This is a genomic window from Limnospira platensis NIES-39 (genome assembly GCF_026000695.1).
GTDB lineage: Bacteria > Cyanobacteriota > Cyanobacteriia > Cyanobacteriales > Microcoleaceae > Limnospira > Limnospira platensis.
On record NZ_AP026945.1, the window covers coordinates 4,021,794 to 4,036,992 of the forward strand.

At 45.1% G+C, this 15,199-nt stretch carries 15 protein-coding genes and 2 pseudogenes; 3 read left to right on the top strand and 14 right to left on the bottom strand.

What is annotated here, in order from left to right; genetic code table 11:
- Positions 1-8: 8 nt before the first annotated feature.
- Positions 9-143, top strand: coding sequence for a hypothetical protein (locus N39L_RS19835; RefSeq protein WP_286131391.1), 135 nt, complete (start codon positions 9-11; stop codon positions 141-143).
- An 11-nt stretch (positions 144-154) separates the two neighbouring features.
- On the opposite strand, the gene N39L_RS19840 is transcribed toward N39L_RS19835, so the two are convergent.
- The 11 genes and pseudogenes from N39L_RS19840 to N39L_RS19890 form a co-directional block, all read right to left on the bottom strand.
- Entirely contained in the window at positions 155-772 is a 618-nt protein-coding gene (locus N39L_RS19840; protein ID WP_231851964.1) for a hypothetical protein, read from the bottom strand.
- Positions 773-796: 24 nt separating this feature from the next.
- Positions 797-1,252, bottom strand: a complete 456-nt coding sequence (locus tag N39L_RS19845; protein WP_014276138.1) for a hypothetical protein — start codon at positions 1,250-1,252, stop codon at positions 797-799.
- A 110-nt stretch (positions 1,253-1,362) separates the two neighbouring features.
- A pseudogene (locus N39L_RS19850) lies at positions 1,363-2,538 on the bottom strand (group II intron reverse transcriptase); the annotation flags it as partial.
- A gap of 860 nt (positions 2,539-3,398) precedes the next feature.
- A complete protein-coding gene (locus N39L_RS19855) occupies positions 3,399-3,650 on the bottom strand; it encodes a reverse transcriptase domain-containing protein (RefSeq protein ID WP_014274778.1) in 252 nt (83 codons plus the stop codon).
- On the bottom strand, positions 3,610-3,831 hold the full coding sequence (locus tag N39L_RS19860) for a hypothetical protein (RefSeq protein WP_014276140.1): 222 nt from the start codon (positions 3,829-3,831) through the stop codon (positions 3,610-3,612). Before N39L_RS19860 ends, N39L_RS19855 begins: the two co-directional genes overlap by 41 nt.
- Positions 3,832-3,852: 21 nt before the next feature.
- A complete protein-coding gene (locus N39L_RS19865; protein WP_014276141.1) occupies positions 3,853-4,077 on the bottom strand; it encodes a reverse transcriptase N-terminal domain-containing protein in 225 nt (74 codons plus the stop codon).
- Positions 4,078-4,741: 664 nt separating this feature from the next.
- Positions 4,742-6,509, bottom strand: a pseudogene (gene ltrA / locus N39L_RS19870) (group II intron reverse transcriptase/maturase).
- A gap of 1,532 nt (positions 6,510-8,041) precedes the next feature.
- Complete coding sequence (locus N39L_RS19875) at positions 8,042-8,182, bottom strand: hypothetical protein (RefSeq protein ID WP_161783028.1); 141 nt, start codon at positions 8,180-8,182, stop codon at positions 8,042-8,044.
- Positions 8,179-8,328, bottom strand: coding sequence for a hypothetical protein (locus N39L_RS19880; protein ID WP_014276144.1), 150 nt, complete (start codon positions 8,326-8,328; stop codon positions 8,179-8,181). Before N39L_RS19880 ends, N39L_RS19875 begins: the two co-directional genes overlap by 4 nt.
- Positions 8,329-8,336: 8 nt before the next feature.
- Entirely contained in the window at positions 8,337-9,728 is a 1,392-nt protein-coding gene (locus N39L_RS19885; protein ID WP_434221627.1) for a type I restriction endonuclease subunit R, EcoR124 family, read from the bottom strand.
- A gap of 24 nt (positions 9,729-9,752) precedes the next feature.
- Positions 9,753-11,432, bottom strand: a complete 1,680-nt coding sequence (locus N39L_RS19890; protein WP_006616967.1) for an HsdR family type I site-specific deoxyribonuclease — start codon at positions 11,430-11,432, stop codon at positions 9,753-9,755.
- Positions 11,433-11,623: 191 nt separating this feature from the next.
- Here N39L_RS19890 and N39L_RS19895 point away from each other — a divergent pair, with 191 nt between their 5' ends.
- On the top strand, positions 11,624-11,887 hold the full coding sequence (locus N39L_RS19895; protein ID WP_231851965.1) for a DUF2281 domain-containing protein: 264 nt from the start codon (positions 11,624-11,626) through the stop codon (positions 11,885-11,887).
- Positions 11,887-12,294, top strand: coding sequence for a PIN domain-containing protein (locus N39L_RS19900; protein ID WP_231851966.1), 408 nt, complete (start codon positions 11,887-11,889; stop codon positions 12,292-12,294). Before N39L_RS19895 ends, N39L_RS19900 begins: the two co-directional genes overlap by 1 nt.
- On the opposite strand, the gene N39L_RS19905 is transcribed toward N39L_RS19900, so the two are convergent.
- Genes N39L_RS19905 through N39L_RS19915 form a run of 3 tightly spaced genes read right to left on the bottom strand, consistent with a single transcriptional unit; the run spans position 12,291 to position 15,100 of the window.
- Positions 12,291-13,058: a restriction endonuclease subunit S gene (locus tag N39L_RS19905; RefSeq protein WP_014276146.1), complete on the bottom strand. Its 768-nt coding sequence runs from the start codon at positions 13,056-13,058 to the stop codon at positions 12,291-12,293. The two genes, N39L_RS19900 and N39L_RS19905, sit on opposite strands and share 4 nt — an antisense overlap.
- 3 nt (positions 13,059-13,061) lie before the next feature.
- Positions 13,062-13,562, bottom strand: coding sequence for a restriction endonuclease subunit S domain-containing protein (locus N39L_RS19910; protein ID WP_006616963.1), 501 nt, complete (start codon positions 13,560-13,562; stop codon positions 13,062-13,064).
- Positions 13,559-15,100, bottom strand: a complete 1,542-nt coding sequence (locus tag N39L_RS19915; protein WP_006616962.1) for a type I restriction-modification system subunit M — start codon at positions 15,098-15,100, stop codon at positions 13,559-13,561. Before N39L_RS19915 ends, N39L_RS19910 begins: the two co-directional genes overlap by 4 nt.
- Positions 15,101-15,199 lie beyond the last annotated feature (99 nt).

Sequence of the window (15,199 nt, forward strand, 5' to 3'; positions counted from 1 at the left end):
ATTACCTATTGACAAAACAACCAAATAGTGCCTTGATAAATCTTGAGTTATCCAGTCAGAAAATACCCCCTAGTTTACATGATAAACCCTGGCTAAATTTGACTAACCTACCGGACAAGAGTAGCGATCGCCCCCGCCAATAATCTGCATAAATTTAGTTGAGGTTTAACTGCTTGAGCAGGGCTTCACCTGTGGTCTGGGGAACATTATACTCAGATAGAGTTGTTGCGTCAATTGCACCGCCGCCATAGGTCAAAACTCCCCATTGCCCCTGTTCTTTTCGGAGCAACATCATCCCCGCTGTTTCCCCTTGCTGCCAAGTAAGTAAAGCCGTGTCATCAGCGATCGCCATTTTTTCAATGGTTGGGGTAGGCAACCCTGCTGCTAAGGCTCCCGGTTCCAAAAACATAAGGGCAATGCGCTGTATTTCTTGGCGGTCTGAAGTTGGCTGATTGCTGACTGTGAAATTATTGAGGTCAAACTGTGCAGAAATTTCCATGATCTGCTCTCTCGCACCGAGTTCTAGCTGATGCCAACGGGCTTTATCTGTAGTCATGTTGATCGCCATTTTTTCAATGGTTGGGGTAGGCAACCCTGCTGCTAAGGCTCCCGGTTCCAAAAACATAAGGGCAATGCGCTGTATTTCTTGGCGGTCTGAAGTTGGCTGATTGCTGACTGTGAAATTATTGAGGTCAAACTGTGCAGAAATTTCCATGATCTGCTCTCTCGCATCGAGTTCTAGCTGATGCCAACGGGCTTTATCTGTAGTCACGTTGATCTGTCGGTTTCCAACTAACTATACAATGGTCTGGCGAGCTTCTGGGAGTAGCACAAAAACCTCATCAGAGTGGAAGTAGCGAATTGCATAGATATCTGCGTTCTCATTGAGCCAATATCCGGCACCATCACCCTCACTAGCCAGAGATGAAGAGGCATAAACAACTTGAATCAAGCCCTGGGAGTCAGTCATGGTGCAGATCTGATAACGCAAATTCCCGACAATTTTTTCCTGTTTTTGACAGGCTCGCCGGGTCAAACGCTCAAATTCTGTATAAATTGCCTCGGCGTTGTAGTGCCTCGATGCCAACCCAGAGGGGCTGGATAAAGTAACGGGAGATGAGGCGATCGCAGCGTTTTGGGGTAGAAAAGACTCGGAAGATGGTCTTATAGTCTGCTCAGTAGTCTGCCCAGTTGTCAACTGCCCACAAGCCAATAATCCACAACTCAACCCCAGGAGTCCAGCCCAGCTCAAAGTTTTGATTAGGGGTCGAGATAGACCTCACGGTCTACCCCTCCCATTCAGCAGCAGAACCGTACATGAGACTTTCACCTCATACGGCTCCTAGTTTGACCGTCTCCTTGTTAAGAGTACAGCAACATCTCTTCATCAAGAGCTGTTTTATCATCGTGACAATGGCGATGTAATAATTGAAGATTCTTGTATTCATCCTTTCCGCCTTGGCTTCTAGGTACAATATGGTCTACTTCAATCAAGTCTGACGGGGTAAAGAATTGCCCACACCAGGTACATCTACCTTTTGGTTTCTTGAGTAGTTTGGCAACTCTATTTGGCGTGTCGATTGCTTGACCTTTCCTGGTTGCCCAGTAAGTCCAATTTCCATCGTATGGTGTTGCGTCAGGGCGCACTAGGGTATGTCTGACAATTGGAGTCCAGTTGTGTTTGTATAGATGTAACCCATCTTTGGTTTGGAACAACCAAGTTTCATGTCTTTCTTTCCCATTGCTAAGTTTAACTGTTCCATTTCTGAAGTAATTCCTTAGCTTTTCATGGCTTGCCTTTCCGCATCTTGACACTGTCCATGCCCGTATCATTTGCCAAACTATGTTGTCTAGTTTGTTGAATGTCTCGGTTGAGACTACCGCTGAATAATAGTTTAACCATCCTCGGATAATCGGGTTTAGTCTGCTAATCAGGGCTGACTGAGGTGCTGTTTTATGTTGTTCTATTACACCTTTAATCACTTCTGTATGGGCTTTAACTGCTTTTTTACTGGGTTTAATATGGGTTTTGTGACCGATTAATCGGCTTCCTCTTCCCCCTGTTTTTCCAGATTTATATTTTCCTACTGGATATTGCCTGATATTGAATCCTAGAAAGTCGAACCCTGGTTTCTCTGTTTTATCATCATACTCAATAGGTTTGAGCGTGTGACAGATTCGAGTTTTTTCAGGTTTTATTTATAAGCCTACAGGTTTAAGCCATTCGGTGATTGCAGTTTGGCACTGTTCAATGATTCCTAGGTCTTTTGAGATGACCACAAAATCATCGGCGTATCTTATGACATTCGCATACGGGCGATTGTCTGTTTTCTTAGGGTACAGTTTTTCAATTAACCTAATCATCCCCAACAGTGCGATGTTAGCGAGTATTGGACTTATTACCCCTCCTTGAGGTGTCCCTGCTTCTGTATCCTCGAATACACCGTTATCTAGCACTCCCGCTTTGAGCCATTGTTTCAGGTCTCTTTTTAGGCGGCTTAGACAATGAATTTTGGACAGTAGGTAATCATGGTTCACGGTAAGAGCATTTTGTTAGGGGTCGAGATAAACTTCACAGCCTACCCCTCCCATTCCAAACCGTGCTCGCGAGTTTCCCAGCACACGGCTCCTGATGTAGATACCCCTTTTGTCACTGGGAACAGGGTTACAACCCCCTGCTTTATGACCTCAACTTTCAAAGCTATATGCTTGCGTTAGTCTTTCAACTCGCTGCCATTAAACTCTTACTTATCGCGGTCTCTATATCCACACCGTGATTAGTGGGCATATCCTAACCATTACAGTTAGGCATTAGCTTTCAATCACATCCTTTCCCCTTAAAGGCATACGCTTACACTTTTCACTACTCCACGGGTACATCCCGCCACTTGAGAGCCAATGAGGGGTTTAAACGTTCCATCTATGCGGGCATTCCATCTTTAGATTTGTCCTATCCACCGGGGTACTTTTAAAGGTCTGTGTAGGTAGTTATAGCAGCCTCCTACTTTTTTTCCCTCGCCCTTTTGAGCGCAGCGTATCAACCTATTTCGCTACTGACGCATTACAATGGTTCAAGCCGGACATTCGGTTTCCCTAATCATGGATGGTTGGCAGTGCTCGAGTGAGAGGTAGGTTCCTCTATTACGCCTTCCGTTCCCCGCTTCAACCCGTTGAGTGTGAATCCTCAAATTGGGGGTGGCTACCGCCGTTACTCTCAACCTTACGTTATACTCAAGGGGTTCACAACTTCCCTCTTTTTTTTCGCTCAGTCTTGACCTTGAGTCTCTCTGCCTTATCTGGTTGTCGAAGCCAGATGTTGAGACACATAGATAGTTATGGGATGGTCAGGGGTGCGAATCCCTTATATTCCACCAAGGGGTGGAAGTCCCACTAGGAGGTTATTTCAGGCATTGCAGCCCTATTTCACTCCTAAACGTCTCGCACGCTATATCTGCATCTAGCACGAAATATTCACCTTTGTTGATACTCTGGTAAATCCTGGCTATTGCATCTTGGGCTGACCGTCCGGGTCGGAACCCATAGCTTGTGTTTTCAAATCTCGATTCCCATTCAGGTTCGAGAACCGACTTAACCAAGGCTTGCCTCGCTCTATCTTGGATTGTGGGAATTCCTATTCCAGCTTTTTTCATCCCTACCAGGTTTTGGAATCCACACCCGTCGCAGTGGTTTTGCTTTGAGATTTCCCTTAATGTTCTTAACAAGCTCGAACCTTTGTCTTGGAGAGATTGCTCTTACTCCATCAACACCGGCTGTCTTCTTGCCTTGACCCGCCTGGGGGGCGGGTTTATTAAGCTGACTGTTGGGAAGCATGGCTGACCGTGGAACCCGCCCCTACAGCCGCACTGCTAAGAGTCGGGCATAATATGACTTCACCAATAGACGTTGCAACCTTCGTGCCTTTGCGTCTTGTCCCGATTTAGCTGCTTGGAATATACTCTTTTGGAGCTTGAATACTTTCCGTTGAACCTTAGTCCATGGGATTGCCTTCCATGCGTTGTTCGTAGTCTTGATTGGTCTGGGTTTGCCAAATCCTCTCTTTAAACTCGCTATCGCCATTTGTACACCTACTAGACTCTATTCCTTACAATCAAACCGTGATCTGTTAGCATATCCCTACCATTACAGCAGGGCGTTGGCTTCTGGTCACATCTCACATCCTCTAGGACTTGCGGTTACACTTATCCCTACTGAGGTATCGACCATACTCTCAGAGTCCAGGAGGACTTAAAACGTTCTGTTTATATGGGCATTCCATCTTTAGATTTGTCCTCTCCACCGGGGTACTTTTAAAAGTCTGTGTAGGTGTTGTAGAGAAAACCCCACTTTTCCCCTTGTTCTTTTGAACGCAGCGTGTCAACCTATTTCGCTACCTAATATTGACGGTGGTTCATGCCGGACATTCGGTTTCCCTAATCATGGATGGTTGGCAGTGGTCTCGTTTCTGGTGTTAGGTTACACCTTGGAGCCTTCCGTTCCCCGCTTCAATCTGACGGGGTGTGATTCCTAAAACTGGGGGTGGCTATCGCCGTTACCCTAACTCCCTAACTTTACTTATCCATTTCTGGGCTTCCTATAAGGAATTGTATGAGTTAGTTCGTTTTGACCTTGGGTTCCCTGCCTTGATTAGGGGTCGAGAATGGAGTCACCTCCATCCCCTCCCATTCAAAACCGTACTTGAGACTTTCACCTCATACGGCTCCTAGTCCGGTTGTCTCTTTTGTTAAGAGTACAGCATCATCTCTTCATCAAGAGCTGTCTTATCATCGCGGGTGTGGCGATGTAATAGTTGAAGATTCTTGTATTCATCCTTTCCGCCATGGCTTCTAGGTACAATGTGGTCTATCTCAATTAAATCTGATGGGAAAAAGTATTGCCCACACCAGTTACATCTACCTTTTTGTTTCTTGAGTAGTTTTGCTACCCTAGTTGGTGTATCGATTGCTTGTCCTTTCCTGGTTGCCCAGTAAGTCCAATTTCCTTCGTATGGTGTTGCTTCGGGGCGCACTAGGGTATGTCTGATAATCGGAGTGTAACTGTGTTTCCATAGTGTTATTCCATCCTCGGTTTTGAATAACCAAGTTTCATGCCATTCTTTCCCGTTACTGAGTTTGACCGTTCCCGGTTTAAAGTATTTCCTCAGTTTATCGTGACTTGCCTTTCCGCATCTTGATACTGTCCATGCCCGTAGCATTTGCCAAACTATGTAGTCTAGTTTAGTGAAGGTCTCTGCTGAGACTACCGCTGAGTAATAATTTGACCATCCCCGAATAATTGGATTTAGTCTATGTATCAGGGCTGATTGAGGTGCTCTTTTATGTTGTTCTATTACACCTTTTATCGCTTCTGTATGGGCTTTAACTGCTTTGTTGCTGGGTTTTATGTGGGTTTTATGTCCGATTAATCGGCTTGCTCCCCCACCTGTTTTCCCAGATTTATACTTTCCTACGGGATATTGCCTGATATTGAATCCTAGAAAGTCAAACCCCGGTTCTTCAATTTTGTCATTGTACTCAATAGGCTTGAGTGTGTGACATATTCGGGTCTTTTCGGGTTTAATCTCTAATCCTACAGGGTTTAGCCATTCAGAAATAGCAGTCTTGCACTGTTCAATAATTTCTAGTGATGGTGATATCACTACAAAATCATCGGCATATCTTATTAAGGTGGCTTTAACTTTAACCCCTTTTACTTTAGGATACCTTTTTTCTATTAACCTAACCATTCCCAACAGTGCGATGTTGGCGAGTATTGGACTTATTACCCCTCCCTGGGGTGTCCCTGCTTCTGTATCCTCAAATACACCGTTATCCAATACACCCGCTTTGAGCAATTGTTTCAGGTCTCTTTTTAGGTTGCTTGGACAATGAATTTTTGACAGTAGGTAATCATGGTTTATTCGGTCAAAGCATTTTGCTATATCTGCGTCAAGAACATAGTACTGTCCTTGATTTATGGCAGTATAAATTCTGTTTATTGCATCTTGGGCTGACCGTCCGGGACGGAACCCATAGCTAGTGCCCTCAAATCTTGATTCCCATTCGGGCTCAAGTGCCGACTTAACCAAGGCTTGCCTTGCTCTATCTTGGATTGTGGGTATGCCTAGTGGGCGTTTTTCATCCCGACCAGGTTTTGGAATCCAAACCCTTCGCAGTGGTTTTGCTTTGAGGTTTCCTTTAATGTTCTTGACCAGTTCTAGCCTTTGTCTTGGAGAGATTACTATTACTCCATCAACGCCGGCTGTCTTCTTGCCTTGACCCGCTTGGGTCACTCGCCGCACTGCTAAGAGCCGGGCATAATATGATTTCACCAATAGACGTTGCAACCTTCTAACCTTTGCGTCCTGTCCCGATTTAGCTGCTTGAAATATCCTCTTTTGGAGCTTAAAGACGTATCGCTGAACCTTAGCCCAGTTAATACTTCTCCATACAAACGCACGTCTTTGTAAGTTTTGGTTTTCCAAATCCCTTACTTTCTCTCGATTTCGTCATATTGACTCCTACTAGATTCTATTCTTACAATCAAACCGTGACCTGTTAGCATATCCCTACCATTACAGTCGGGCATTGGCTTCTGGTCACATCTCACCCCCTAATGGGCTTGCGCTTACACTTTCACTACTGACTCTCTCGACCAGATTATCAGAGCCTAAGAGGGGTTCAAACGTTCCGTTTATATGGGCATTCCATCTTTAGATTTGTCCTCTCCACCGGGGTACTTTTAAAGGTCTGTGTAGGTGATGACAAAATTACCCTACTTTTCCCCTTGCCCTTTTTAGGCGCAGCGTGTCAACCTGTTTCGCTGCTCAATAATGACGATGGTTCAAGCCGGACATTCGGTTTCCCTAATCATGGATGGTTGGCAGTGGTCACATTTGGTAGTAGGTTCTACTTCATGCCTTCCGTTCCCCGCTTCAATCCTGGGGTTATGATTCCCAAAACTGGGGGTGGCTATCGCCGTTACCCTGATTTCCTAACTTTACTTATCCATTTCTGGGCTTCCTATAAGGAATTTGTATGAATTAGTTCGTTTTGACCTTGGGTTCCCTGCCTTATTTGGTATATTTCTATACCGAATGTTGGGACATATAAACAGTTATGAGGATGGTCAGGAGAGATCTCCTTATATTCAACCAAGGGGTTGAAGTCCCCACCAGGCGGTTATTTCAGGTATTTCAACCCTATTTCATGCCTGAACGTGTCGCACTTTGTATATTTTTATACCAAACGTTGGGACATATAAACAGTTATGGGATGGTCAGGGGACGAGTCCCTTATATTTAACCAAGGGGGGAAAGTCCCACTAGGAGGTTATTTCAGGCATTGCAGCCTTATTTGACTCCTAAACGTATCGCACTATCCCTACTATTACAGCAGGGCGTTGGCTTCTGGTCACATCTCACATCCTCTAAGACTTGCGGTTACACTTATCCCTACTGATATCTCGACCAGATAATCAGAGTCTAAGAGGATTTAAAACGTTCCGTTTATATGGGCATTCCATCTTTAGATTTGTCCTCTCCACCGGGGTACTTTTAAAGGTCTGTGTAGGTATTGACGAGATTATCCTACTTTTCCCCTTACTCTTTTGAGCGCAGCGTATCAACCTATTTCGCTACTTCATTATTACGATGGTTCAAGCCGGACATTCGGTTTCCCTAATCATGGATGGTTGGCAGTGGTCTCGATTCTGGTGTTGGGTTACACCTCGGAGCCTTCCGTTCCCCGCTTCAATCCTGAGGTTGTGATTCCCAAAACTGGGGGTGGCTATCGCCGTTACCCTAATTTCCTAACTTTACTTATCCATTTATGGGCTTCCTATAAGGAATTTGTATGAGTTAGTTCGTTTTGACCTTGGGTTCCCTGCCTTGTTTTGTATATTTCTATACCAAACGTTGGGACATATAAACAGTTATGGAGATGGTCAGAGGCAAGCCTCTTGTATTCAACCAAGGGGCTGAAATCTCCACCAGGCAGCTATTTCGGGTATCTCAGCCCTATTTCATGCCTGAACGTCTCGCACGTCATCTTTTAGTGACATCGAATAAATAGACTTTTAGTTTAGCATACTGCCTAAAGCATCGTTTATCGTCGGGGTAAGGAGCGATCGCGCCGTTGGGGTTTGGGTGATGAGGGTAGAGCGATCGCGCCGTCCCTTGGCTCATTGGAAAAACATCTCAGCCAAGGATTGACAATTTTTTAGCCCATCAATATCTGAATACCCAAAATCTTCTGTATAGAGAGTCCAAGTGGGTAAAACTGTGTACCAAACTTGTTGCAAATCTCCAATCCTCATCGTTTTTTCGTGCATGGGCAGTCCTAAATCTGCCCGCCTACGTCTTTAAACTTCTCAACAAACGCCGAGATTTTCTGGAAAACGCTCTGCTTTTTGGTTTTGTATTGTGGATTAAGCGGACTCATTTTAGGCAGTGTTGAATTTAACTCAGTCCCATTCTCGCTGGCAAACTCGCGTTTTAGTGAGGCACTGATATAGCGCTTGGCTTCTGCCTCATTCAAGCCCTCTGAACGAATCAATTCCTCTGCTTCGCGGGCTTGCTCGGCTTGGGCAAATTGGAAGAACGTATCAATGATGCTGGCTTTATCGGCCATCTCATCGAGATTAGTTTGATTGATAAAATCCACAATCAGGCTCTCTTTCGCTCGATTGCCCAAGCTAGCCCGAATCAAGCGGCGCACTTCTTGGATCAATTCATCCTTACTTTTATTCTTCTTATTCTGCTGAAAAATTAGCTCAAGAATGTAATCTAGGTTGATCTCTTGGGATTTCAGCAAATCTACTTCAAACACCACGTCATCCCAGTCGATGGTAGAGGTTTCTTTTTCGCGGCTTACTTTTGCTTGGCGTAGCCAGTCGCGGATATCGTTGTAGGTGGAACGGTAATCTTGAATGGTGCGCTCGGTAGGAATCTTGATGGCTTGCAGGGCTGTCAGGTCTTCATCACTTAAATAGTGGTCTGCTTTAAAGGCTTCAACCGCTGCTGGGTCATTTGTATCGACCTGCTGCAAGGCTTTTAGGTTGGCAAATTCATCGTAGTTTTGCAGCACATTTTCAACCCGCAAATATTCACCAAACAGCTTGGCAAAGTCTTTTTTGTCTTTTTCTAAGACAATTTCGTCGGGGTTGGGAAAACGCTGTTCTAATTCTGCCACCACCTCGATAAAGCCACGCCGTGCTTCACCCGTGACCACATCGGTAAAGCCGCCCATATATTCCTGATAGCTTTTTTCCAGCACCACGTTTTTGGTGTTTTTATCGCCAAATAGGGTAATGGTGTCAATGGTGGCTTGTTCTAAATTGCGGAAGGTGACGATATTGCCAAAGGTTTTGGTGGCATCATAAATGCGGTTGGTGCGGGAATAGGCTTGTAGTAACCCGTGATAGCGCAGGTTTTTGTCTACAAATAGGGTATTGAGGGTCGGCGCATCAAATCCTGTTAGGAACATCCCCACCACGATCAGCAGGTCGATTTCTTTGGCTTTGACTTGCTTAGCTAAATCGCGGTAGTAGTTTTGAAAACCGTTGCTATCGACGCTGAAGTTAGTTTTGAACAGGGCGTTATAGTCGCTAATTGCCGCACTTAAAAATTCTTTGGCGCTGCTGTTCATGGCGGATACGTCGAAGCTTTCATCCGAAATTTCACCCACGGTTGCTTGTTCTTCATTGGCGGCGAAGGAGAAAATGGTAGCAATTTTAAGGGGGCGATCATGATCTTTTTACAATTGTTTAAAGGCTTCATAATACAGCTTGGCTGCGTCCACACTGCTGACAGCAAAGAGGGCATTAAAGCCTTTGCCGCCTGCTTGCAAGCGGTGGGTTTTTTGGCGAAAGTTACTGAGGATGTATTGGGCAATTTCGCGGATGCGATCGGGGTGTAACAGGGCTTGTTTGTTTTCGGCGGCGCTCAGTTTTTGCTGGTCTTGCTCCGTTTCAATCGCTTTGAACTTGGGACGAACATCGTTGTAGTCCACCTTGAACTTCAGCACTTTTTCATCACGGATCGCGTCCGTGATTACATAGGAATGCAATTCACGACCAAAGACGCTGGCGGTGGTGTCTGCGCCCAGGGCGTTTTGCGGAAAAATGGGCGTGCCAGTGAATCCAAACTGATAAAACCGTTTAAATTTTTTCCGTAAGTTCTTCTGCGCCTCACCAAACTGGCTGCGGTGGCATTCATCAAAAATAAACACGACTTGCTTTTTATAGATGGCTAGGTCGCTTTCGGTTTTCATCAGGTTATTGAGTTTGTCGATCGTGGTAACGATGATTTTATTGTCATCTTTCTCCAGATTACGCTTCAGCCCCGCAGTGCTGTCAGAGCCATTCACGCTATCGGGCGAAAAGCGTTGATATTCTTTCATGGTTTGGTAGTCGAGGTCTTTGCGATCAACCACAAAAAACACTTTGTCGATAAAATCTAGCTCCGTCGCCAGCCGCGCGGCTTTGAAGCTGGTTAGGGTTTTGCCGGAGCCTGTGGTGTGCCAGATACAGCCGCCGCCCTCAAGACGGATCCAGTGTTTGGCTTGGTAGGCGCTGTTGATTTTCCATAAAATGCGCTCGGTGGCCGCAATCTGGTAGGGGCGCATCACCAGCAAGGTGTTATTTACATCAAACACGGAATACTTCAACAGGACACTGAGGAGGGTGTTTTTCTCAAAAAAGGTGGCGGTAAAGTCTTTCAGGTCTTTAATCAGGGTGTTATCCGCTTTCGCCCAGTGCATGGTGAAGTCAAAGCTATTTTTATTGCGCTGGGTGGTGTTGGCAAAGTAGCGGGTATTGGTTCGGTTGGAAATAACAAACAGTTGCAAATATTTATAGAGGGAATGTTCGGCGTTAAAGCTTTCTTTGCTGTAGCGATGGATTTGGTTAAAGGCTTCACGAATTGCCACGCCGCGTTTTTTGAGTTCGATTTGCACGAGGGGCAAGCCGTTGACTAAGATGGTGACATCGTAGCGGTTGGCTTGGGTCCCCTTTTGTTCAAATTGTTCGATCACTTGTACTTTGTTGCGGGGAAGGTTCTTTTTGTCCAGCAGGTAGATGTTTTGAATGCGACCATCATCAAATACAAAATCATGGATATAGTTTTCATGGATTTTGCGGGTTTTATCAATAATGCTGTCGCCGGGTTTATCTAAAAAGGTTTCTACAAAGCGCTGCCATTCGCTATCGGTAAACTGCACATGATTGAGGGTATGCAACTGCTCGCGCACGTTGGGTAACATGGCTTGCGGGTTGGTTAATTTAGGCAGGTAATGATAGCCTTGATTAACTAAATCCCGAATAAATTCGCGCTGTAAATCGCTTTCGCTTTGGTAACTATCGCTCTGCGGTATTTTGGTGTATTGATCCAGAATGATAAAGTTATTGGATTCGGCAATGGTGTTGTAGTGGGTCATTGTTTCTTGTCCTCCAAAAACGTTTACTCTGCTAGTCTTTCCCTTACTTTAACTTGTAACACCATTGGCAACACAATCCTTAGCATCTATTCCACAGACTACGGGACAAATTCAAACTCGGCTTCTAAAATAAATTGGTATAATAGACAGACCCAATGAAAAATGTGTTGTTCTGTTTAGACGGTATAACCATGACAAATCAAGAAATTCTAGATGATTTTTTGTCTTTGCCTGCTGAAGCACAAAACCAAGTAGTCAGCCTCATCATTTTTTTGAAACAGAAGTATATATCCTCTCAACCTTTACCTAAATCATCAAGTGTTGATTTGGCGAGTGCTCCTTTTGCTAAAAATGGCAAGACTAAATTACGGCAAGATTGGGCAGGAATGCTAAAAGCAGATGGTTACACATCCGTTGAGCTACAGCATCTTTCCGTTGAATGGAGAAATGGCTAGTGTTTCTTCTAGATACGAACATTTGGCTAGAACGTTTGTTGGGGCAAGAAGAGGCAGAAGTTGTTGCGGAGTTACTTAATACGCTCTCGCCGTCTGATATATGTATGACTGATTTTACCTTGCATTCCATTGGAGTGATTTGCAATCGGCTAAAGCAAAGAGATGTTTTTGTAAAATTTGTGGATGATGTTTTGATTGACTCTAATGTTCTACTGGCGAGCATTCCTACCAACAAAATGAGGAGAGTTGTAGAAATAATGGATCGCTTTAGTCTCGATTTTGATGATGCCTACCAATATGCTGCTGGCGAGCTTGAGGAGGCTACTATTGTGAGTTTTGATAAAGATTTTGACAAGACAGAGCAAGGGCGTTTAACGCCTATGCAAGTGCTTAACTTTAGAAGTTAGTCGCTTGCGCATTGTTTCTCCTCCTTTTTGGGAAAGGTGAGCAGTAAGTCGCGGTAATATTCGTATTGCTTTTGGCGCCAGGCAATTTCATGGGGCAAGCCTTCGCTAATGGAATGGGTAAGGGTGTCGAATTTGTCGAGGATGGCGACAATGTGGGCTTGTTCTTCGAGCGATTTTTTAGGATCGTTTGGGTATGGGATTGGGATTGGGACTTTTTTAATTCCATTAATTAATAACCGATTAACTTTTCCACTAGATACATGTTTTGCCTTCTCATTTATAAATGCAGTTGTTTGCATCACATAGGACACAAATTTTGGATTAATTGAATGACGAAAAGCCCAACTATCATCGTGAATAGCTACTTTTTCACTTCCTATCCATGCAACAGCCTTACCAACATCTTCAACAGTTTCACCCACACCTGTCATTACAACATCGCCCGGTTCTGCATAGCATAAGGATGCTGCCATTTCAGCGCGAACCTGTGATAGCGTATGCGAGGCTGCAACTCCATAGTGTGTGTAAATTTCGCCGTAGTGAATAGCTGGTATGCCGTCATCCACGTAATCTGCCTTGGTGAAACGTTTTCCGCGAATAAACTCCCCAATCTCCCCCAAAGGCTTCCACTCCACTTCACCTTCTTCAAAGGTCAACAACTGATCGCGGTAGTAGTTGTATTGTTTTTGGCGGACGGTCAGTTCGGCGGTCAGTTCGGCGGTCAGTTCGGCGGTCAGTGCTGTAAAAGTGTCCAAGATCCGCACGATTTAGGCTTGAATAGCCAGCGATTTTTCGGGGTTGTCCGGGCACGGGATAGGGATTTGATAATTCAAAATTGCTGCTTTGTTTCCGCGTGGCATCTTTGCGCCTTTCGCGTGCTGCATGTTGTACAAAAAAAATTCATCTGATGACAATAGATAGTAGAGAAAATCCGCACTAACATTTTTTTTACACTGACCTAAAATTCGTACCGCAAGAACGTCACCACTACAACCACCTGAATTGGTTGCCTTCCACACTTTCTTGAGATATGGGCGAATATTGCCGAGGAGGATGTCTCCTGGCTCATATGATGTCAAACGGTCAGTGTTAGGAAAATAGCTTGCATCAACACGCCCACCTTTATCAGCGACAAGATTGTCCACTCCCACGAACGAGGTCGCATCGAGTTTAGAGGAATCAACTCGCGTTGGTGAATATTGCGCCACGTCACCTAACAGTTTCCACTCCACCTCAACGCCATCCAATAGCTTTTCCAGAAAATTCATCCTTCAATCTCCGCCACGATCGCATCAATCTCAGCCCGCAAGCGATCAATCTTCGCCACAGTAGTTTTTAACTCAGCATTAAGCTGGGTAATATCAACTTTTTCGCGAGTATCCTTGGCTTCCACATAGCTACTAACCGACAGATTGTAATCATTAGCGGCAATCTCTTCAAAAGGCACTGATCGGGCAAAGTGATCAACGTTTTCTTTGCTATCAAACACCCCCATAATTTCCGCAATATGGTCATCGGTCAGGGTGTTATTATTCGTTTCTTTTTTAAACAAGCCACTAGCATAAATAAACTGGGTGGTAGAGTCCGGCTTGTCCTTAGATAGCACCAAAACCGTCACAGCGATCGTAGTACCAAAAAACAGATTAGGCGCGAGGGCAATCACCGTTTCAACGTAGTTGTTATCTACCAGATACTTTCTGATTTTGGCTTCCGCACCGCCACGGTAAAAAATACCAGGGAAGCACACGATCGCCGCGCGACCACTGCTAGATAAATAACTCAAGCAATGCAGCACAAAAGCAAAATCAGCCTTAGACTTAGGCGCAAGCACCCCCGCAGGCGCAAAGCGATCGTCATTAATCAGGGTCGGGTGATCACTCCCAACCCACTTCACCGAATAGGGCGGGTTAGAGACGATCGCATCAAAGGGCTTCTCATCCCCAAAATGCGGGTCAGTTAACGTATTGCCCAACTGAATATTAAACTTGTTGTAATTGATGTTATGCAAAAACATATTCATCCGCGCCAAGTTGTAGTTAGTATGGTTAATTTCCTGCCCATAAAAACCTTCTTCAATCCGGTGATCATCAAAATGCTTTTTAGCCTGCAACAGCAGCGAACCCGAACCACAGGCGGGGTCATAAATTTTATTAACACTGGTTTGCTGATGCATGGCAAGCTGGGCAATCAACCGGGAAACCTGCTGCGGTGTAAAAAACTCGCCCCCCGATTTACCCGCATTAGCGGCATAGTTGGAGATCAGAAACTCATAGGCATCGCCAAACAGATCGATGTGGCTGGCATCAAAACCACCAAAATCCAGCCCTGCCAACCCTTTTAGTACCGCAGCCAAGCGCAGGTTTTTATCTTTAACCGTGTTGCCGAGGCGGTTGCTGGTGGTGTCAAAGTCAGCAAACAGCCCTTTGATATCTGGCTCGGAGGGGTAGCCATTGGCAGAGCTTTCAATCGCCGCAAAAATCGCAGCTAGGTCAGTGTTCAGGCTTTCGTTAGTGTTTGCACTAGCGGCGATCGTAGCAAACAACTGGCTGGGATAAATAAAGTAGCCTTTGGTTTTGATGGCATCATCTTTGAAGTCGTCAGGAATATCACTATCGGACAGCTTGGCATAGTCGATGCCGTCATCGTCGCCCTCCGCGTAGCTAGTAAAGTTTTCACTGATAAAACGGTAAAACAGCGTGCCGAGTACATATTGCTTAAAATCCCAGCCATCGACTGAGCCGCGCACATCATTGGCGATTTGCCAGATTTGGCGTTGCAGGGCGGCGCGTTGTTGGGTACTCGTCATTGTCCAAATTATGGTTCAAAGGTTTTGAATAATGATCAGTGTGACCTCGGTTTTGTATTTTAGCAAGTATTAGGTATTATAATCCAGCGGTTCGAGATG